Annotated in this window: 15 protein-coding genes and 1 riboswitch; of the genes, 4 read left to right on the top strand and 11 right to left on the bottom strand. The window is 48.2% G+C overall.

Annotated features, from left to right (window positions below):
* Positions 1–288: 288 nt before the first annotated feature.
* Positions 289–669 (top strand): hypothetical protein, encoded by a 381-nt coding sequence (locus HGH90_RS06320; protein ID WP_169190673.1) that lies wholly within the window; start codon positions 289–291, stop codon positions 667–669.
* A 357-nt stretch (positions 670–1026) separates the two neighbouring features.
* Here HGH90_RS06320 and HGH90_RS06315 read toward each other — a convergent pair whose 3' ends face one another.
* Complete coding sequence (locus tag HGH90_RS06315; protein WP_169190672.1) at positions 1027–1980, bottom strand: NADP-dependent oxidoreductase; 954 nt, start codon at positions 1978–1980, stop codon at positions 1027–1029.
* Positions 1981–2080: 100 nt separating this feature from the next.
* On the opposite strand from HGH90_RS06315, the gene HGH90_RS06310 reads away from it, so the two are divergent.
* A complete protein-coding gene (locus tag HGH90_RS06310) occupies positions 2081–2968 on the top strand; it encodes an AraC family transcriptional regulator (protein ID WP_169190671.1) in 888 nt (295 codons plus the stop codon).
* 15 nt (positions 2969–2983) lie between these two features.
* Here HGH90_RS06310 and trhA read toward each other — a convergent pair whose 3' ends face one another.
* The 10 genes from trhA to HGH90_RS06260 all read right to left on the bottom strand — a co-directional run bounded on the left by trhA (position 2984) and on the right by HGH90_RS06260 (position 17695).
* Positions 2984–3628, bottom strand: coding sequence for a PAQR family membrane homeostasis protein TrhA (trhA, locus tag HGH90_RS06305; RefSeq protein ID WP_169190670.1), 645 nt, complete (start codon positions 3626–3628; stop codon positions 2984–2986).
* Positions 3629–3819: 191 nt separating this feature from the next.
* A complete protein-coding gene (locus tag HGH90_RS06300; RefSeq protein WP_169190669.1) occupies positions 3820–4812 on the bottom strand; it encodes a c-type cytochrome in 993 nt (330 codons plus the stop codon).
* Between the two features lie 22 nt (positions 4813–4834).
* On the bottom strand, positions 4835–6277 hold the full coding sequence (locus HGH90_RS06295; protein WP_169190668.1) for an aryl-sulfate sulfotransferase: 1443 nt from the start codon (positions 6275–6277) through the stop codon (positions 4835–4837).
* Positions 6278–6299: 22 nt separating this feature from the next.
* Positions 6300–7829, bottom strand: a complete 1530-nt coding sequence (locus HGH90_RS06290) for a RagB/SusD family nutrient uptake outer membrane protein (protein ID WP_169190667.1) — start codon at positions 7827–7829, stop codon at positions 6300–6302.
* Positions 7830–7848: 19 nt separating this feature from the next.
* Positions 7849–11205, bottom strand: coding sequence for a TonB-dependent receptor (locus tag HGH90_RS06285; RefSeq protein ID WP_168767529.1), 3357 nt, complete (start codon positions 11203–11205; stop codon positions 7849–7851).
* A gap of 141 nt (positions 11206–11346) precedes the next feature.
* Positions 11347–12537 carry a FecR family protein gene (locus tag HGH90_RS06280; protein ID WP_169190666.1) on the bottom strand — a complete coding sequence of 397 codons (1191 nt, stop codon included), beginning with the start codon at positions 12535–12537 and terminating at the stop codon, positions 11347–11349.
* A 56-nt stretch (positions 12538–12593) separates the two neighbouring features.
* The gene (locus HGH90_RS06275; RefSeq protein WP_169190665.1) at positions 12594–13193 is read right to left on the bottom strand and encodes an RNA polymerase sigma factor; all 600 of its coding nucleotides are present in this window, start codon (positions 13191–13193) and stop codon (positions 12594–12596) included.
* A gap of 107 nt (positions 13194–13300) precedes the next feature.
* Positions 13301–14482 carry a cell surface protein gene (locus tag HGH90_RS06270; protein WP_169190664.1) on the bottom strand — a complete coding sequence of 394 codons (1182 nt, stop codon included), beginning with the start codon at positions 14480–14482 and terminating at the stop codon, positions 13301–13303.
* A gap of 36 nt (positions 14483–14518) precedes the next feature.
* Positions 14519–15667, bottom strand: coding sequence for a DUF5074 domain-containing protein (locus HGH90_RS06265; RefSeq protein WP_168767533.1), 1149 nt, complete (start codon positions 15665–15667; stop codon positions 14519–14521).
* Between the two features lie 9 nt (positions 15668–15676).
* Complete coding sequence (locus tag HGH90_RS06260) at positions 15677–17695, bottom strand: TonB-dependent receptor plug domain-containing protein (protein WP_169190663.1); 2019 nt, start codon at positions 17693–17695, stop codon at positions 15677–15679.
* 118 nt (positions 17696–17813) lie between these two features.
* A riboswitch (cobalamin riboswitch) is annotated at positions 17814–18027 on the bottom strand.
* A gap of 170 nt (positions 18028–18197) precedes the next feature.
* Here HGH90_RS06260 and HGH90_RS06255 point away from each other — a divergent pair.
* The gene (locus tag HGH90_RS06255) at positions 18198–18746 is read left to right on the top strand and encodes an RNA polymerase sigma factor (protein ID WP_168767535.1); all 549 of its coding nucleotides are present in this window, start codon (positions 18198–18200) and stop codon (positions 18744–18746) included.
* A 78-nt stretch (positions 18747–18824) separates the two neighbouring features.
* Positions 18825–19775 carry a FecR family protein gene (locus HGH90_RS06250; protein WP_169190662.1) on the top strand — a complete coding sequence of 317 codons (951 nt, stop codon included), beginning with the start codon at positions 18825–18827 and terminating at the stop codon, positions 19773–19775.
* Positions 19776–19789: the final 14 nt, after the last annotated feature.

Here is a 19789-nt window from a genome sequence, read left to right as displayed (position 1 = left end):
AGTATTATATTTCTTTAGCTTTAGAGTGGGCGTTTTGTTGACAGGCATCACGTTGTTACTCGCCGTAATTAATGTGGCAGCATTCACTATAAGTATCAATACCTGGCAATTTTCAATAGGCTCCTTGAAGTTTCCTGTTTTTCAGCCGTTGGCATTACTTTTATTCACATTCTTTTTGATATTGAATTTGAAATATATCTTCGTTGTGTTTGGAGAAGAGAAAGAATGAGGATTTTGTGTGATTGTTACAATTACTGAGACATTCCTTTGATTATAGATAATTGACCTATGAATTTTGATTTTGATGACTGTTATTGGCATGACTCCGTCCTCGAAAGCATCTTTATCGATCGGAGTAGTCCTGGTTACAACGACAGCGTGGAAATGGTGATTGACTGGTACGAAGAGCAGCCTAAGTCAAGACTTATTTTCAAAAAAGCATACCTTTTTAACGCTACCATGAATTTCGGAATTATTGCCAGGGAATCCATCGATATGGCCTACATCGCACCGGCTGATGATCCGGATTTATTATTCTTTTACCAGAGATGGAAGGGTTTTTTTGATCACGTTAAATTGAATTGTTACGTGATAAAAACTTCTTCAACAGGAGGTGAGATAAAGATACTTGCCGAAGGAGTAGAGGCGATAGAGATAAAAGAGCTATGAACAAGCTAAAGAGTATATCGACAATTATTACCCTTTTACTGATATTTGGTTATATCTTTTATAATATAGGGAAGGTGGAGTTGACAAAGTATTTATTAAAACATGCTGCACAGCGAGCCAGGGCGGTAATTATTGACGATAAAAATTATCAGGGGAACAGTCCCGTAAGTCATACCTGGTCTTATTCCTATCTTTTTTATGTTAATGGAAAAGCATATGACAATGACTCCCATGACCCAACGCTTCAAATTGGAGATTCTATAGATATCCAGTATGTAAAGGACTGGCCCTTTTTTAATAAGCCAGTGCGGAAATGATACATCCGCAGGCAATGTCTGCGGATGTATGTATTATTACCTACACCCTCACCACCAATTTCCCCCGCGTTTTCCCCGTGGCTACCTGCGTATGCGCCTTGTCCATCTCTTCAAATCCGAAGGTCTGCGCTACAATTGACCGCAACACGCCTTGCTCCATCAGCGCTGCAATAGACTTCATATCCTCGCCATTGGAATGCACTAATAAGCGATGTGCGTATACATTCCTCGCGGCGGCTTTTTGCTGAAGGGCTTCATCGACATTGCCAAGTAAGGCAATCAGGCGACCTCCGTCTTTTAATACAGACAGGGAACGTTCCAGGTGGCCGGGAACGGCTTGTGTATCAAGTACCAGGTCTACGTCTTTTACAACGGTTTCAAACGGTTGCTGGGTGTAGTCGACATGTTCATCGGCGCCCAGTTCCAGTACGGTGGCTTTTTTGGCGGGTGATGCGGAGGCGATCACGTAGGCGCCGAAATGTTTGGCGATCTGGATGGCATAGTGACCTACCCCGCCAGCGGCGCTGTGGATGAGCACTCGGTCGCCTTTCTTTATGTGGCCATAGGTTACCAGGGCTTGCCAGGCGGTGAGGGCGGCCAGGGTGGCGGCGGCAGCTTCTTCGAAGGAGGTGCCGGCAGGTTTCAGTGCCAGCTGGTCTTCGGGGGCAGCTACATATTCGGCGTAGGCTTTACCATGACCGGGAAAATTGACCATACCAAATACGGTGTCGCCGGTTTTGAGGTGGGTAACGGCTTTGCCGGTGGCTACTACTTCTCCGGCGATGTCCCATCCGAGGATAATGTCTTCGCCAGCGGCGGGGCGAACGTAAGCCTTCAGGGCTTCCTCTACAGCGCGTACGTAGTTGTCTACCGGGTTGATGCTAATGGCTTTGTTGCGGATTAATACTTCGTTGTCTTTGATAGCGGGGGTGGGCAATTCTTTGGTGACCAGGTTTTCTACGCCGCCAGTCTGTTGTAATACGATTGCTTTCATATAAGTAGTTTGTTTTTTGTGATTTGATGAGTCAAAATTCCAATAAATTTGTAGTTACCCCCTTGTATCAATTGGGGTTCATTTTGTACAAATTCAGGTTATGCAGGTAATAAATCTTTATAAACCATTCGACATCATATATGTGGAGGAGGAGGTGTGCCCGATGGGACAGCACCGGAATAATTTCTTTGAGCTGGTATATATATTAAAGGGTACAGGCACTTTGCACCACAACCAACATGTATACGACTACACAGAAGAAAATCTTTTCCTGATGATGCCGCAGAATACCGTGCATACGAGGGTGAGTACCCGGACCGCTTTTGTATTCATCCGGTTCAATGGGATCTACCTGGAGGCGCAACGTGCCGGCAATCCGCATAGTAACCTGGGCGACTGGGCCCGGAAATTGGAATACATTTTCCATAATAATCATCATTATCCGGGTTGTATCCTGCAAAATAGAGATGACAAGCCGGTGGTGAGGGCGCTGATGAATGCTCTGATACTGGAGTATTCCCGGGAGCAGTCCATGCGTAATGAGGTGGTGCAACAGCTGGTGAACACCATCATCACCATTGTGGCCCGCAACGTATCGCTGATGCAGCCGGAGCCCGCAGTGACGGGGAATAGCGAGGTGTCCAATGAAATTATCAGCTATATACATCAGAACATCTACTACCCGGAGATGTTAAAGGCGGAGAAACTGGCGGCGAAGTTTAATATCTCCCAAAACTATATCGGGGAATATATTAAGAAGCTCACCGGCAATACCATACAGCGGTACATTACCAATTATAAGCTGAAACTGGTGGAAACCCGCCTCCAATACAGCGATATGCGGATGAGTGAAATTGTGGAGGAGCTGGGCTTTACAGATGAAAGCCACCTGAACAAAACCTTTAAGAAGTATAACGGGATCAACCCTACGGAGTACCGGAAAAAGATGTGGGCGGAAAAGAATTACCAGCCGGGTATGAGCGGCTGATAATTCCGCGATCCACTACATGGTCATCAACACCGCTACATAATGGCAGATGGCCGCCATCAACACCAGCAGGTGCCAGATGGCGTGGGTATATTTGTATTTATCCCAGATATAAAAAATAACCCCAATCGTGTATAACCCGCCGCCAATAGCCAGCATGATCATCACCGGCAGGGGCAGAGTGTCGAAAAAGCGCCGCCCGCCGGCCACCATAATCCAGCCCATAGCGAGGTAAATAATGGTAGATATAATATCATATTTCCCCGTAAACCATATTTTAAAGAATACGCCTATGATCGTGAGGCTCCAGAGTATCGACAGGAGCGTAATACCAAAGGTATTGTTCATATACACCAACAAAAAGGGCGTATACGTGCCCGCAATCAGGAAATAAATGCTGATATGGTCGAATACTAGGAACAGCTTTTTAATAGCCGTTTCCTGCGACAAATGATAGATGGTGGAGTTAGTAAATAATAATATAAAACAGAAGGTATAAATACAGGCGCCCACAATACCGGGCGTGTTGCCATGGGTGGCGGCTATCCCCGCAAGCATAGGCAGCGCACTTACCCCAAAAAGGACGCCCAGCCCATGTATGAGCCCATTTACTACTTCCTGCTGACGGCTATACCCGTTTGCGTTTTTACTGACTGGCATGGTGACTATTTTTTCCGTTGAAGCCTTTTATTGATGCTACGACTACAAAAGTAGGACAATAATCACCTGGGGCTGATCGAGTTTATCTATTTCGTTATAAACTACTTCAGTATTATGAAAAGAGATGGGAGAAGAGCGATGCCATTGATAGCGCCGCTCTTCTCCCATCTCTCCCTAAAAAATAAAAAATATCAGTAAATGGGTTTTACCCCTTTCGATTTCCAATAGTCGATAATAGGCGTGTAAGGCCCGAACTTATGCTGCGCAATGGAAAAGGTGTCTGCAAAAGGGCCATGGTCATAGTCGATGGCCTTTTCAGTAATATGCGGATAGTCGAAGCTTTTCGGATTAGGCCGCGGATGAATAGCATCATTGTTCACAAAAGCGGCAATGTCCAGCGCATCGGCATCGGAGAGGAACGGCTTACCGGGCATGGCTTTATCGAAAGGCATATTGTTTTTCAGCCATTCCGCCTGTTTGATTATCCGGTGCATACTGGAACCCGGCTGGTACGACTGGCTGCCCCAGAGCGGCGGATATATATAGGTGCTTTTATCGGCGGTAAATTGCCCTTCTCCGTTGGAGCCATGGCAACGGGAACAGTTGGCCTGGTACAGCACCTGGCCATGTTCCGGACTGGCGGCGGTAGTTGGAAAGCTTACAGCCAGGTTTTTAGCGCCTTTAAAATGTGTTCCCTTTGGCACAAAGCTGTTGATCCATTTGAGGTAAGCCAGGAATGCCACCATTTCTTTGCTGTCCAGCGGCAAGGGCTTGCCGTTGTGCGGACGGGTGAGACAGTTGTTGACCCGTTCTGCCAGCGTTAATACTTTGCCCTCCCGGCCCCGGTATTGTGGGTAGTTTTCATGCGACGCCATCAGGTTAAAGGAAAAGGCCTTGGTGCCCGCATCCTGGTGGCAATTGGTACAGTTCAGTTTATTGCCGGCAAATTTCCCGGCACTTCCCTCCGGACCAATATATTGCGCAGTATTCACCATCAGCTCCCGGCCATAACGCACGGCCTCTCCAAATTGATCATGAGGAATCAGGCTGGTATCAGCGCTATAAAATTTTTCTGCCTCGGCTATCACCGGCGTCGTTTTTTTACTCTCTGCAGATGAGCCACAGGAAGCTATCATAGCATATCCGCCCACGGCCATCAAACTCATCACTATTAAGTTTCTCATGTGTTGTCTTTTTAGGTAGATATTAATGCGGGTATCCTGGCTGTGCTACAAATGGTGCCACGTCTTCCGCGGGAATAAAGGAGGCCCGGTACGACGACATGCCCTTTCTCAACAGCCATAAAAACCGGCCACTCTTATCGGTCAGTATCACGGTATTGCGCTTGGTAGCACATTGCAACAGCGTGCTGTCGTTAACGAGGTAGCTGCTGCCCATTCGCTCATTGTAATTTTCCGGTGGCAATTTGGTATCAAGTGTCAACTGCGCCTGTCGCTTGTTTTCATCCAGTTTAAATGCAAGCGTACGGGATATTTTTTTGCTGACGCCATTGTCAAAAAACATCAGGTCGCCCTGTTGGTTGATGTGAATGGCATGGGCCTGGTCAAACAGCGCAGAATCGGGCAGGGGGAAATCCCCGTTTTTGCCGAATGTCCACAGGCGTTTGCCGGTGCGGGCATCTATCTTCCAGATTTGTCCATTGTTATAGAAAGAAACCAGGTAGTTACCATCTGTGTCAAATGCAATGCAGTTGGCGTGCATCCAATCTCTTTTTTCTTTGGAGATATTTTTATCGTCCAAAGGATTCAGTGCGTCAAATACCGTCCATTTCCATACCTGCTTGCCCTGCCGATCCAGTACCAGGATGCCGTCGCCTTTCACCGTGTCGCGTTCCAGTCCCCCTTTGCTGCGTAGGTCTACAATTCTTTCCTCCACGCAGAGCGTCACCAGTTGATTCTTCGGATTCAATAGTATTTCGTGGTGGATGGTTTGTTTAAAGTCGCCTTGCCCCTTTTTCAGGTTCAGCAGCGTATCGCCGGTGAGCGATACTTCCAGCAGCTGGTCGCCGTAGCTGGTTTCATAACCGGGGCCACCCAGCAGGGCCAGGAAGGTATGCTGGTCGGTGAAACGGGCTACCTTAAAGCCGGTGCCGCTCACCTGGTGATACCATACGATGTCTCCTTTAGCATTCAACAGGAACACTACGCCCGGGTCTTCGCGGCGGGATACCATCACGTATCCTTTCCGGAAGGCAGCCGGCAGTATGGAGCTATCGGGACAAATAACGCTGAACATATCTTTCATCCATACCGGGAAATCATTGGTGGTAAAGGAATATACCTTGCTGGGGTAAAGCGCTTTACCATGGCCGGTCAGAATGCGGTATTCATAAGCTTGCACCGGTTGAAGGTTGGTGAGTACGATGGTATGACGAAGCTGGTGGATCGACAATGGCGCGGTGCTGCGCTGCTGTTCCTTTCCTTTGGGCCAGTACTCTACGGTGGCATCTACGGTATCAATACATTGCACGGTCACTTTTACTTTCAGGGCATTTTGTCCCCGGGGATCGAGGTGAATCTCGGCAATATCATTACCACCGCTGTTGCAGGCCGGCAGGCACCATAAAAACGCTGCTGCCATTGATACCAATGGCAGCATGCGTTGTATTATATTCCATCTCATCATCATGTCTAATGTTGAAGCATTAAAGTTAGTGACGGCGGTCGCTATTATTTAAACTTTTATTTAAATCTACCTGCGCCTGCGGATAAGGGAAGTATTTATCTCTCGGCAGGGTAATGGAAGCTGTTTTTCCTACCGCAGTCAGGTAGGTGTTTACCACGCTTTCATATTTACCCATACGGATGAGATCTTGTCTGCGTTTGCATTCGAAGAAGAATTCCCAGCCACGTTCCTGTAGGATAGCATCGCGGAGCGATTGTTTGTTAAAGGTGGCGGCACTTCCCAGGCCGGTGGCGTGGGAGCGGCTTTTCACCCGGTTAATGAGGCCAATGGCTTCATCGGTAGGACCACTCAGCTCGTTGATTGCTTCTGCGCGGCAAAGCAGGATGTCGGCGTAGCGGAGAATCGGGAATACGTGTCCGTCGTAGTAGGTGGTAGAACCTTTAGGATCGGCAAACTTGGTAGTGGCCACATCCGGCATGTAATAAAAGCCGGCAGGCGGATTGGTTTGCCCTGCAGGCGCCTGCATGTAATGGAGGCCGTCGGTACCCACGTAATCGTAATAGAACATTTGTTTACGATCATCGTTGGCAGCAAATGTATTCCAGAAGTACCAGGTGAGGGCAAAGTACTGCCATCTGTCGGTTACTACCGGGTTGTTGATGGGGCCGAAGTGGTTCATGATTTCCACGGCGTCGTTCAGCGGATCGGCCAGTGCGCTGAAGATACTTTCCTGGCACCATTTGTTTTTTTCTGCAAACAAACCGGCGTAGGAAGGATACAGGTCATAGCCCAGCTTCATGATTTCGGTAGTGAGGTCGAGGGCTTTCTGCCACTCGTGCTCGCGCATATAGAGTTTGCACAGCAGCGACATGGCGGCGCCTTTGGTAGCGCGACCCACATCATTGGTGGTGTAAATATCGCTGTTCAGGTAGTTGACAGGCAGGGTTTGGGCGGCATATTCCAAGTCGCTGATGATCAGCTTATTGATGTCCGCTACTGGTGTTGTAGGTGTGGGCGCATCATAAGATGGATTTTTCAGGTTTTGTTCCACCGTTTGTTCTGTTACCAGGATTACCGGGCCAAAGGCGTCGGTGAGGTCTACATAACCCAATGCCCGGAGGAATCTCAGTTCTGCCGTAAATTGATTTTTCTGTGCATCCGTGATGCTGGTCATCTTCGGAATATAATACAGGGAGGTATTGGCATCGGTAACCAGTTTATACTGGTGTTGCCAGGCAAAAGCGAGGTAAGTATTGGCGGGCGCCCACTGGCAATCAGACATCAGTCCTACGTCGCCGCCGGAGCTGGCATGTCCCACATCGGTGGTAAGGTCGGAGATGGTTACCTGGAAGCCGGCGTAATACATCCAGGCATCGGAGCGGCCGCTGGGCTGCTTCAGCCGGGAGTAAACACCGTTTACGGCAGCCTTGGCATCGCTCAGCGTCAGGAAGGCGTTGGCATCGGTAAGAGAGCTGTATACTTTAGGTTCCACCAGTTTTTTACAGGAACTCGTTCCTAATAAGAGTGCGGTGAATGCGATATATGCGTATTTCATTTGTTCCGGAATTTACAGGTTAAAAGTTCATTTTAAGGCCCGCGGTAAACGTGCGATAAGCAGGGAAGGCGGTGTAATCCAATCCGGAAGAAAGGTTGGCGTTGGCGCCACTGCTATTCAGGTTGGTATTTACCTCGGGATCTGATCCTGTATATTTAGTAATGGTAAATAAATTTTGTACGGACCCGTATACTTTCACACCTCTCAGGCTTTTCAGGAAAGTTTTAGCTACGGGAAGATTATATCCTAATGTGATCATTTTACAACGCAGGTAGGCAGCGTTTTCCACGAAACGGGAGTTGATCATACCGCCATAAGGAATAGCGTATCCATCCCGGGGGATGTCGGTATTTTCGTTGGCGGTTGTCCACCGGTTCAGCGCAGCTTTACCGGGGCCTGATTCCAGTACCAGCGCCGTAGCGTTGTACAGGCTGTAGTCTAAAGCGCCCTGCAGGAAGATGTTGAGCTCAAAATTTTTCCAGGTAAAGTTGTTACTGATACCATAGATGTAGTGTGGGTTGGCATGGCCCAGGTAAGTACGGTCGTTGGCATCAATGATCCCATCTGGCTTGCCATTGGGACCGCTAATGTCTTTATACTTGGGATCGCCTGGTTTGGAGTTGGGTTGCGCGGTATGTGCTTCGCCGGTTTTGATAACGCCGTCATATACATAGCCGTAGAAAGTGCTTAACTCCTGTCCTTTTTCCAGTTTGGTGAAGTCGGTAGCACGACCGCCATACAGGTTCGCTGTTTGCGTAATGATATAGGGACGGCCTGCCAGGTCGAGTACCGTTTGTTTGTTATAAGCGATGTTGAGCGTGGTGTTCCAGGTAAATGATTTACCGGTAACGTTTTCTGTGTTGATGGACAATTCAATGCCCCTGTTGCTGATACCGCCGGCATTCACTGTTTGAGTACTGAACCCGTTCCAGTCGCCGATAGGGATATCAAAGATCAGGCTATTGGTTTTTTTCCGGTAGTAATCAATAGTGGCCATAATGCGGTTGTTGAAGAAGCCCATGTCTACCCCCGCATCAAATTGAGCCGTGCTTTCCCAGTGCAGGTTGGGGTTCGACAGGCGGGTTACCACCGTGCCGCCGTAGCTATCGCTGCCTGTACCTAGTGATACATTGGTAGGACCAAAGAGGTACATGTAGATAAAGTCGGGAATCCGGTCATTACCGGTTACGCCATAACCGCCTCTGAATTTCAGGCTGGAAAATACATTCAGGTTTTTAATAAATTCTTCTTCACCAGCTCTCCAGGCGATAGAGCCGGAAGGGTAGTTACCGAAGCGGCGGTTGCCTCCGAATTTAGAGGAGCCATCGCGACGGAAGGTAAAGGTGAGCAGGTATTTGTCTTTCAGGGAGTAATTTAAACGACCATAGGCAGAAGCCATTTTAGATGGAAGGTCTAAACTGCTGCTGGCCAGGCGTTCGGTGCCTCCATCAAGATTGTGATACAGGAAAGCATCTGTACTGAATTTTTGTACCTGTGAGTAGTGGCGGGAATACATGTCCGATTGGTAAGATACCCCGGCCACCATGTTTACAGAATGGATGGTATTGAAAACCTTTTTGTAAGTGAAATAGGCTTCCACCAGGTTACGGGTGGTAGCTATATCATTTACGCTGGCCTTGCCGCCTACCTTTTCACCATCTACGAGGTCGCGCGGCAGGTAGGTGCCTTCTTTGGTGGTGGCATATTCCGTTCCACCGTTTACGCGGAAGTTAAAGCCGTCCAGGATCTGATAGTCGGCGTATGCGTTGATATTCACCTTATTTTCGTAGCGGTCGTTGGTAGGCGCCAGCAGCCAGGCCAGCGGGTTGTCGCGGCCTTTGAACCGGGCAAAGGTACCATTGTCGTTATACACCGGGATGGCCGGAGAAGCAGTGAGTACGCCATACATTACGTTAGACGGAACGATGTTGCCGTCGTAGGTTTTGAAGTTGGTATATGCATGCGAACCGTAAACGCTGGCACCGGTTTTGAAGTGCGGTGTAAATTGGCGGTCGTAGTTTAACCGTACAGAATATCTTTCGAAGGCAGTATTTTTCAGCGCGCCATCTTGTCTGAAGTAGCTACCGGACAGGGATACGCGGTCTTCGCCTGCGCCACCGCTTACACTGAGGTTGTGGCTTTGTACCATACCCGGGCGGGTAGCCAGCTGAAACCAGTCATTATTGCGGCCACTAGCCAGGTCGGCGGCGGTGTAGAAGGCGGGTTGTCCTTTTTCGATCGCTTTGGCATTGGTCACCTGCATATTTTCCAGGCCATTCATTTTGTCGTACTCTTTTACGATACGTTGGGTACCGTAGTAGCCATCGTATTGAATAGCGGGTTTGCCGGTTTTACCTCTTTTGGTAGTGATCATCACGACGCCGTTGGCGCCACGGGAGCCATAGATGGCGGTGGATGATGCATCTTTGAGGATTTGTATATCGTCAATATCGTTCGGGTTGATATCCTTTCCGGTTTCAGAAGGGAAGCCATCTACGATATAGAGTGGTTCGTTGGTAGATTTGATGGAGTTGCCACCACGGATACGAACGATGGTTTGTCCGCCCGGCGCTGAGTTCGACTGACTTACCTGTACGCCCGCAGCCCGGCCCTGTATGGCTTGTGCCGCATTGGAGGTAACGCCGCCGTTGTTCATCTGGTCGCTGCTGATGGAGCTGATAGAACCGGTGAGGTCTCTCTTTTTGGTCGTACCATATCCCACCACCACTACGTCGGTGAGGTTGGCTACGTCTTCTTCCAGCGATACTTTCAGGGTGTTGTTTTTACCGTCTATTTTCATCGACCAGGGTTTGTAGCCCATCACGCTCACTTCCAGGGTTTCTCCCGGGTTGACGTTGATGGTAAAGCTACCATCTGGTTTTGATACGGTCCCTTGTCGCGTGCCTTTTACGGTGATGGTGGCGCCTGGGAGTGGCTGACCTTTGGCGTTGGTAACCACTCCGTGGATCTCCACCGGGGGAGCCGGTGTGCTGGCTGGTTGCAATGGGGCAGCCTTGGTTTTAACGATAATCGCCCCTCCTTCGATGGAGTAGGTGAGTGGCTGGTTGCGCATAATGATATTCAGCGCTTCGCTAACCGGCATATTGTTGACCACAATATTGGCTTTGCCGCTTTTTTCCAGCAAGGCTTCATCTGCCAGGATGTTTAAGCCCGTTTGTTTGTTGATTTCACGGAACACTTCTTTGGCAGATGCATTTTTAAAAGAAAGGCTTACCAGCTGCTGTTGCTGCGACGAAGCCGCATTTGCCTGCATACCGGTAGCGAAGCAAAGCAGGGAGACCAGTCCCCTGAACTTGAGATGTTTGGTTGAACGCCGGTGGCTATCACACCGCGTACCCGCAATAGTGGATTGCATACTCTACTGAGTTTTGATTTAGATAAATGGTTTGGTTGAGCGTTACAGTATTCTATTCTATCTATGTTTTTATGCTGGCACTCACCCTGACTGTTGGTTGATATAATTGTTCACCTACGTCCTGTTACTTAGTTTCCCCGATTAATTTCCCTCGATGATGAGCTTTCTACCGTCGATGCGGTAAGCAATATCATTGGCATTCAACATTTTTAATACATTTGGTAAAGTGCTGTTGCGGCTGATCATGCCGAAGAATTTTCTTGGTTTCACGTTGCCTTCGTATACCACGTCAACATCATACCAATGTGAAAATTGCCGTAATACGGTGGCCAGATCTGCGTTCTCGAATTTAAAGTAGCCTTCTTTCCAGGCCATAATCTCGTCGGTGTTTACACCGGTAATTTTCTTTATTTGTCCATCTCCACTTACCTGCGATTGTTCGCCCGGCGCGAGCCGCAGGCTTCCCTTGCCGCTGTGGATATTAACAGCGCCTTCCAGCAGGGTGGTATTCATGGTGGTTTCGTCGGTATAGGCGTTAATATTAAAATGGGTGCCCAGCACTTCTACCGTCATCTGTTTTACCTGTATGCGGAAAGGCTTGCGGGCATCTGTTGCAATTTCAAAGTAAGCTTCCCCGCTCAGTTCCACTTTCCGCTCGTTGCCGGCAAAGGCAGCCGGGAAGCGTAGAGAGGAGCCTGCGTTCAGCCATATTTTACTCCCATCGGCCAATACCAGGGGATACGTTTCCCGGGGAGCGGTGGTGAGCGTGTTATACAGCAATGCGGCCTGACCGCCGTTGGTTTGTTCGTAGATGAGCTGTCCGTTCTGATTACGGATGGTGCTGTTGCCTTGTGCCAGTTGCGCCATACCGGCTTTGTCCAGTTCCACCTTTTGCCCGTTGGCCAGCGTGAGTACGGTTTTACGTTGTTCGGCCACAGTCGCAGCAGCTATTGGTTTTTTAGCTGCAGGGGCGGTGCTTTGATGTGTTAACAGGTAGCCGGCGGGCAAGGCCATCGCTGCCAGGAAAGCGGCGGCGGCCGACCAGCGTAGCCAGCCGCCCTGTTTATGGGAGCGCTGGATTGGCACCACCGGGGCGCCCTGTATATGCTTTAAAAGCCCTTCCCTGACCCTGTTAATGGGCTCGGAAGACATCACCTCTTCTCCGGGCTGTACCTGCCGGAATGCAGCCTGTAATTCCTCCAGCAGCATGCGGTTGGAAGCGTCGTTCCGCAGGTATTCCATCAGCTCAATGGCTTCCTGTGGACTACAGGTCCGCTGTTGCCAGCGTTGTAATAATTGTTGGTACCGGTAAGGTGATTTGGATGTCGGCATATCTATACTATCCTAAAACCGACAGGTAGGGTGGGTGTGTCTAAAAAAAATATTTTTCAGGGCCTGGAAATATCTTTTAACAGGGCGGCTGCCAGCAGGAGCGGGAGTATGCCATCGGCATTGGAATAAACGAAAAAACGGATGCTTTTCATGGCCAGCATCATATGTTCTTTAACGGTATTGCGGGAAATACCCAGCTCACGGGCCACTTCTTCGTAGCTTTTCAGCTCTTCCCGGCATAGCCGGAACACCTTCTGGCGCTGAGGTGGCAGTCGGTCAATAGCAGTATGCAATAAGGTTTCATATTGCTTCCATTGCAGCAGCGTATCGGCATCAGTAGTTTGCTGGTACAGGTCCTGCATCACGCGGAGACGCAGCGCTTCGTCGGCCGTTATTTTCTTCAGTAATTTAAAAACATGGTTACGGGTAATCCGGTACAGGTACCCGCTGAAAGATAACTCCGGTTTAATCCGCCCGCGGATCTCCCAGATTTTTATAAACACGTCCTGCAGCACATCTTCCGCTAAAGCCGGTGTGTTGATAAAATGAAGGATGTAGGTATAAAGTGAGGGGGAATATTGATTGTATAGTGTTATAAAAGCGTCTGCATCCCCTCCCTGCAGTTTCCCCAACAGAACAGCTTCGTCATTACCCACTGTTATCACGATTTGACAACAAAATACACATTTTGGCACTAAAAAGCCCCGGATTTTTTTGGTGGGTACCAGCAAAATCCAGGGCAAAAGGTAAATGGCGTTGACGATTATTTCAGGTTCAGGTCCCGGACACCGCCTACTTCGGTGGATACTTCCCCTAACCAGCCGGCCTCTTTGCGGATACCACTATGTACCCTGATAAAATCGATACCATCCAGTTTCACGGGTTTTCCGGTATTATCTACCGCCCAATCCAGTTTTATCTGGGCATTTACATCGGTATTTGGCTGGTTATCCACGTACCCATACGGGAATGCCGGCAGTACCCAATAAGGAGACGCCGGATCAGAAGAGGTATTCCTGATCTGATCGTCGGGTAACCGGGTACCGGTAAATACGATGCTGTTGCCTTTCCACTGGGGATAGTAAGACTGGGTATGGTAGGGGTTTTTAACCAGGTAGCCGGATTTACCCTGGTTATCTTCCCAACGGATATATTGAACATCCGAGGAATATGGATCATTAGGATCGGTTACCGGCGTTTTGTTTTCGTCAGGTTTATAATAGGTGATCTGGTAGTTTTTAATTGTTTTAGGGTTATTGTATTCGGAACCGGCAATTTCATACCAGGGATCATCTGGTAAACCGTTACCATTGGCATCGGCCGACACCATGATTACACCCGGTTCTGCGTTGTTGGCAAATGCGTTGCCCAATACCAGGAATGAGCTTTTGCCTGGCTTGTTTACGATGGTATGGTCAAACCCCATTATCACGTAGCCGCCAAATCCGCCCAAAGAAATGATGTTTTCTTTGTTGAGTTTTGCCAGGGCCGCATCGGCCATGTCTTTACCGGTTTGACCGGCTTTCCATTCGGGCAATGTGTTGATGAATTGTCCCGGTGCAGGGAAGTATTCAAATACTTTGGTCACCGCATTGGTATAGGGGGCAGCAGGAGCGGCCAGTTGCACTACAATATTTTTTTGTGCGCTGTCTGTTGCCGTCTTTACGGAAAATTTCAGGGAGATGTTACCGGTGGTATCAAAGGCATACATCAGGTCTTTGGTTACTGCCAGCGTATCCTTGCCCATTGTCCAGAGGTAGCCGGCATTATCGGCTTTATCTACCTGCGGAGTAATTTTTACCCACTTCAGTTGTGTGGCTGGTACTATATCGGCAGTCGTGATCACGATCTGGCTGCCGGGCGCCTGTATGTCGTTCTTGTCTTTGGAGCAACTGCCGGTGGCCAATGCGGCTGTCAGCGCGAAGAGTAAATGTTTTCTTTTCATATCTGTTTTTAGGTAATTATTGAAGTAAACGAATGCCTAATGGTTGGAAACAAAGGCTATATGTGCCGGTATTTCGCCGGTGGCTACCGACCATTTCTTTTTCCCCGCTGGGGTAAAGCAGTAAAGTGTACCGGATGATACGTAGTCGCGCGCATCGGTCACAAAAATTTCCCGGGTTTCCGGGTTTACTGCTATTCCATACGGCATCTTGATTTCTTTTTCAGTGCCGTCGGTGATGAAGTTGGTATTGAGCAGTACGCCTGTTTTTACATTCAGCATATTGTAGCTGATGGTCCATTTAGCAGTATTGTAATTGAAGGCAGAACCATAAATATAGGCAGTATCGCCCATGATACAGAAATTGCTGGTAGCAATATCATATGTTGTTTTTACCTGGTCTGTTTTGGTATCGATCATAAATAGTTTGGAAGGAATGTTGTAATAGTCGCCCCTGGAGCTCACATAGATATTACCTGCATTATCGGCTTTCAGCCGGTCGAGATTAATGGCTACATCAATCTTTTTGATTTCCTTAAACGTATTCAAATCAATCACCGACACAGTGTGGTCGTAATTGGGAACCCGGTAGCCACCGGAATTGGCTACATATAGTTTGTTGCCCACTACGGCCATTTCCTCCGGTTGATAGCCCACTATTACTTTACGGGTAATTTCCATCGTGGCGGTATCCACTTCGGCTACAAAGCCGATGGGCGCGTTGGGATCTACGAGTACAGGCCCTGCATAGGAACTAACATAGGCTTTACCGTTAGCAAAGGTGACGTAGCGGCAGTTGAGCACATCAATTGATTTGATGCGAACAGCAGTAGCGGCATTCATGACTTCTACCTTGTTCGACACATTGATCACCGCATATGCCTTGCTGCCATATACCTGTATATCATTGCCTACATCGCCCAGTTCTTTGACGGCAGTAGGATTAGCAGTAGCGTAAATGTTTTTGTTATAAATGCCGGTGGTGAAATCGAAATAATCCAGGGAAGCTTTGTTGCTGCCCATATTACCTTCATTAAGCAGGTACATGCCAGTAACGGCTGCATTGGGAGTGGGAGGCGTTACGGGCGTAACCACCGGCGGTACAATGGTGGCATCCTTCCTGCAACCGGCCAGCAGCAGGGCAATAACAGCCATTCCTATTTGAACCGTGAATAATAATTTTTTCATGCTATATGATTAGATATTTACTGTTAAAATGAACCGGTAATTTCTTCCCGGCATGGGATAGCTTTGTACTACTTCAAAATATTGATTGGCCAGGTTGTTGACCTGGGCAGTGATCCTGAAGCGGGTGTGTTTATAGTTGAATTGTTTACCAAAAGAAATATCACTGGTATACCAGGGCTGTACATAGTTTTCCGGTATATTTTCTTTACCATTATATCTTTCTCCTGTGTAGATGAAGCTATAGTTGGCCTGCCAGCTTTTGTAGTCAGCGCCCAGTATGGCCGACCCGCTGTGGCGTGGAATATACACGATCTGGTGGCCATAGAACCGGTCGGACGGATTGGTGAAATCCTGCGCCCGCTGATAGGTATAGGTTAATTTCGTTTGCAGCCGGAGGGTTTGTTTTATTTGCCAGGCTGCTTTCGCTTTTACATCGAGGCCTTTTATTTTTACCCTGCCCAGGTTCTGCATGGTCCAGATGGCCTGGTTCTGGCCGGGAACGGCTACAATTTTATCGGTTACATCGTTATAGTAGGCATCTACTTCCAGACCTGCCAGCACGAGAGCGTGATCATTAAATGTTTTATTCCAGCTGATGCCCACATCGTATTGGGTAGCAAATTCCGGTTTCAGGATCTTGCTGCCGATTTCGGTATAAAAGAGATCGTTGAAAGTGGGCAGGCGGAAAATGTTTTTATAAAAGGCTCGTAGCCGGAAGTCTGCTACGGAAAAGGGTTGCCAGGAAACAATCACCGTCGGGGTGTACTTTTGCTGATAGGCGAGTGACGTGTTTTTTTTCACATCTTCCGAAACAAAAGTACCGAGTACACTGGCCTGTGCGCTCCACCGGTTGAAGGTGATGGCCGTTGCTGCCGCTACGAGCGTAGTAAACCGTGTAGGAAAAGTGAAGTTCTTCAAATCGGCATCCATCCGGCTCCATTGGAAATCGCCTGAGGCAGAGAGGTTCCACCAGCTGGTCAGTGCATATTGGTTGGCCATGGATACATAGGCTTCGTAGGTCCGGTAATGGTTGTCTACATATAAGCGGGCGGTATCCGGCGCCAGGTAGCGCGAATAATCGTATGCATACTTGCCGTTCAGCAACAGGCTATAACGTTGGCTGATGTCTTTGCGGAAGGAGGATTGTACAAAGATGCTCTGGTCCCATTGGCGGTCTACGTGCCCGAATACATTATTCACTACAAAGCCCGGCAGTCCTCTTTCCGACTGGTAGTAGTATACTTTGGCGCTCCACTCGCCGCCATTCATTATGCCGTTAAAGCCGCCTTCCCCGCGTATGGCATTGATATCGCCATTTTTGCGGTAAGCGCTGGTATCATAGGCAATGTTGCCTTGTTTGTCACGTACCGTATACCTGAATTTATACCTGCCGGTGGCATTCACCCATTCAGTGCTGAACGATGCAGATACTTTATCGTTGATTTTTTGTTGCCAGAGTAAAGAAGGGTTGAACAGTCCGAAGGAGCCGGTTTTGATGGTAGCTCTGAAGTGTGTTTTTTCTCCGGCTGCAAACCGGGGTTTCAGGGAAGTCATGTATATGCCACCGGCGGTGCTAAAGTCGCGGGCAGGTTGGAAGATATTGCTCTTTTGCCCGTTGTACAGGGCTATTTCTTCCATGTTATCCAATGAAAACCGGCCCAGGTCTACCTGTCCGTTCTGTGCGTTGCCGATGGCGATGCCATCGTAAAATACGCCGGTGTGGTTGCTGCCCATGCTGCGGATATCCACGGTTTTGAGGCCGCCGATGCCGCCATAGTCTTTTATTTGTACGCCGGCAAAGAAGCGGATGGCATCCGCAACGGAATGACTGCCCAGCCGCTCCAGGTCTTTAGCCTGTAGTTTTTGCCCGGGACTGATTTCTTTAGTGGTCCTCGGCGCAGTAACGGATATCTCCTGTAAGTGTTTGGTATGGCTGCTATCGGCTTGTTGCGCCACTGCAAGTTGCGCACAAGTCTGCAGCACAGCCAGGCAGCTGAGCCGTTTGCATCGTTTAACGAAAAGCGTCATTTCTACTGTTAATATTTCATCAACAGCTTTCGTTCATAAAAAAATAACCAGGAAGTCGATCATAGACAGGCGTAAGCCCGCTGTCAGCAACTATTCCCAAGCTTCATTCCACGAAAGCTTAAAAACCAGGTGGTATGGCAGGTATTCTGACTTATCTCTGCTTCGGGCAACCTTCCCATCGCTACCTGGTAGCGACAGTGGTCTTTTGTAGCAATGCCCTGGCATTGTGTGAGACTTACAGCAGCGGGACTGTCCCGGATTTGCACCGGTGTTCCCTTTTAATCAACTATTACCAGGCTGGTAAGAGGTGAACCATATCAGGGGCAAATATAGATTAAAAGTTCCGTGGTGACTAAAAAATGTTCAGGTGGCTACGGGTTGATGGGGAGTTACGTGATTTGTAACGGATAAATCGTTTAGTGAAAATACTGGTAGAAATCGGTCAAATGATACTATGAAATCGATAAAGACTTTATTACCTTCCTTGCAAATTAAATAGTGAATGGCGCCTGAACTACCGCCCCTTTCCAATGATGATTTCTATTTATTAACAGGGCTTGCCCAGGGCGATGCTATGGTGTTTCGCCTGATCTATCAAACGTATGAGCGGCGCGTATATAACATCGCGTTTTACTATACAGGTTCGGAAGAAGATGCAGAAGATATTGTACAGGATGTGTTTACCTCCCTTTGGTTGCGGCGTGAAAAAATTGAATTAAAAGGCGCTCTTGAAAACTATATTACCCGTTGTGCTAAATACACGGCTTTTTTCTATCTCAAAATGAGGCAAAAGAAAAAGCAGGCTACCGAACATGCTGCCATTCCACAGGCCCTGGACGGGCCGGAGGAGCATGTACGTTATAAAGATATGCAGGCATATCTTCATCATCTCCTGGAATCCCTTTCTCATAAAACACGGGAGATTTTTTACCTGAGCCGCTATTGCGGTCTTACCTACACAGACATCGCCAGCAGGATGGAAATATCGGTGAAAACAGTAGAATACCATGTGTCTCTCGCGCTTAGGAAAATAGCCACCGGAAAATTTTAAAATTTTTTTCAAATTCATTTAGGGTATAAGGGTTGTTTTTTACACTTATATAACTGACAGCTTTTCAAGAACAATTCTATGGCGCCCATAGACAAAGCATTACTGGAGAAATATTTTAATGGTGAGTGTACTCCTGAAGAGGAAAGCCTGGTATACCGATGGTTGGATGAGAATGACCTGGACGAATATCCCGACGTGCACGGCAAAAGGAAGCAGGAAAGGAAGTTGAGAGAAGGATGGAAGCAATTGGCCAGGCTCGACGAAGGACTCAGTGCAGTACCTTCTCCCGGAAGCAGCGATACTTCCCGTGGAAGGTGGTGGCTGGCTGCGGCTATGTTGTTCCTGTTGCTGGGAGGAAGTCTTATTTACTTTAACTATTTCCACGGTTATGAAAAAGAATATACCACTTCATTTGGCGAGGTCAGAAGCTTTCGTTTGCCAGATGGTACTACTGTAACGCTCAACGCATGTTCTGTATTAAAGGTGAGCAGGAATTTCGGCAAGCAGCACCGAGATGTACAACTACAGGGGGAAGCCTGCTTTGATATCCATTCCCAGCCGGGTAAGGCCTTTACGGTACACACAGGGAAACTATCTGTTACTGCGCTGGGAACGGCATTTAACGTAGCAGCTTTTGTGGATGATCCGCAAATCATCGTTTCGCTGACCAATGGTAAGGTGCTGGTAGCAAAGGAAGATGCAAAAGGTGTGATACTAACGCCTGGTGAAGAAGCGGTATATACGAGAAAAGCCGGCCTTATCGCCACCGGAAAATTTAATACCAGGGAGCGTTTGGCCTGGAAGCAGATGATCATCTGCTTTAACAATGCAGGCATTAACGAAGTGCTGACCAAGCTGGAGCGGTTTTATGGAGTACACTTTAATATCAGCCAAATGAAGCCCAGGCAATGGCGGCTTACAGGAGAGTATAAAAATCCGACGCTCCAGGAAGTACTGGAAAGCCTGTCTTTTAACTATGATTTTAAATACAGGGTGGAAGCCGGAAATGTAATCTTATCTGAATTTTAAAAAACCTGGTACAC

Source organism: Chitinophaga sp. Ak27, assembly GCF_012726295.1.
Taxonomy (GTDB): Bacteria; Bacteroidota; Bacteroidia; order Chitinophagales; family Chitinophagaceae; genus Chitinophaga.
The sequence above is the reverse complement of the archived record's forward strand: the minus strand, read 5'-3'. Positions and strand labels throughout refer to the sequence as shown.

Excerpts from the sequence above, each read along its gene's own strand:
- HGH90_RS06320 (WP_169190673.1), top strand. The coding sequence starts at position 289 with ATGAATTTTGATTTTGATGACTGTTATTGGCATGACTCCGTCCTCGAA.
- HGH90_RS06315 (WP_169190672.1), bottom strand. The coding sequence starts at position 1,980 with ATGAAAGCAATCGTATTACAACAGACTGGCGGCGTAGAAAACCTGGTC.
- HGH90_RS06310 (WP_169190671.1), top strand. The coding sequence starts at position 2,081 with ATGCAGGTAATAAATCTTTATAAACCATTCGACATCATATATGTGGAG.
- trhA (WP_169190670.1), bottom strand. The coding sequence starts at position 3,628 with ATGCCAGTCAGTAAAAACGCAAACGGGTATAGCCGTCAGCAGGAAGTA.
- HGH90_RS06300 (WP_169190669.1), bottom strand. The coding sequence starts at position 4,812 with ATGAGAAACTTAATAGTGATGAGTTTGATGGCCGTGGGCGGATATGCT.
- HGH90_RS06295 (WP_169190668.1), bottom strand. The coding sequence starts at position 6,277 with ATGATGATGAGATGGAATATAATACAACGCATGCTGCCATTGGTATCA.
- HGH90_RS06290 (WP_169190667.1), bottom strand. The coding sequence starts at position 7,829 with ATGAAATACGCATATATCGCATTCACCGCACTCTTATTAGGAACGAGT.
- HGH90_RS06285 (WP_168767529.1), bottom strand. The coding sequence starts at position 11,205 with ATGCAATCCACTATTGCGGGTACGCGGTGTGATAGCCACCGGCGTTCA.
- HGH90_RS06280 (WP_169190666.1), bottom strand. The coding sequence starts at position 12,537 with ATGCCGACATCCAAATCACCTTACCGGTACCAACAATTATTACAACGC.
- HGH90_RS06270 (WP_169190664.1), bottom strand. The coding sequence starts at position 14,482 with ATGAAAAGAAAACATTTACTCTTCGCGCTGACAGCCGCATTGGCCACC.
- HGH90_RS06265 (WP_168767533.1), bottom strand. The coding sequence starts at position 15,667 with ATGAAAAAATTATTATTCACGGTTCAAATAGGAATGGCTGTTATTGCC.
- HGH90_RS06260 (WP_169190663.1), bottom strand. The coding sequence starts at position 17,695 with ATGACGCTTTTCGTTAAACGATGCAAACGGCTCAGCTGCCTGGCTGTG.
- HGH90_RS06255 (WP_168767535.1), top strand. The coding sequence starts at position 18,198 with ATGGCGCCTGAACTACCGCCCCTTTCCAATGATGATTTCTATTTATTA.
- HGH90_RS06250 (WP_169190662.1), top strand. The coding sequence starts at position 18,825 with ATGGCGCCCATAGACAAAGCATTACTGGAGAAATATTTTAATGGTGAG.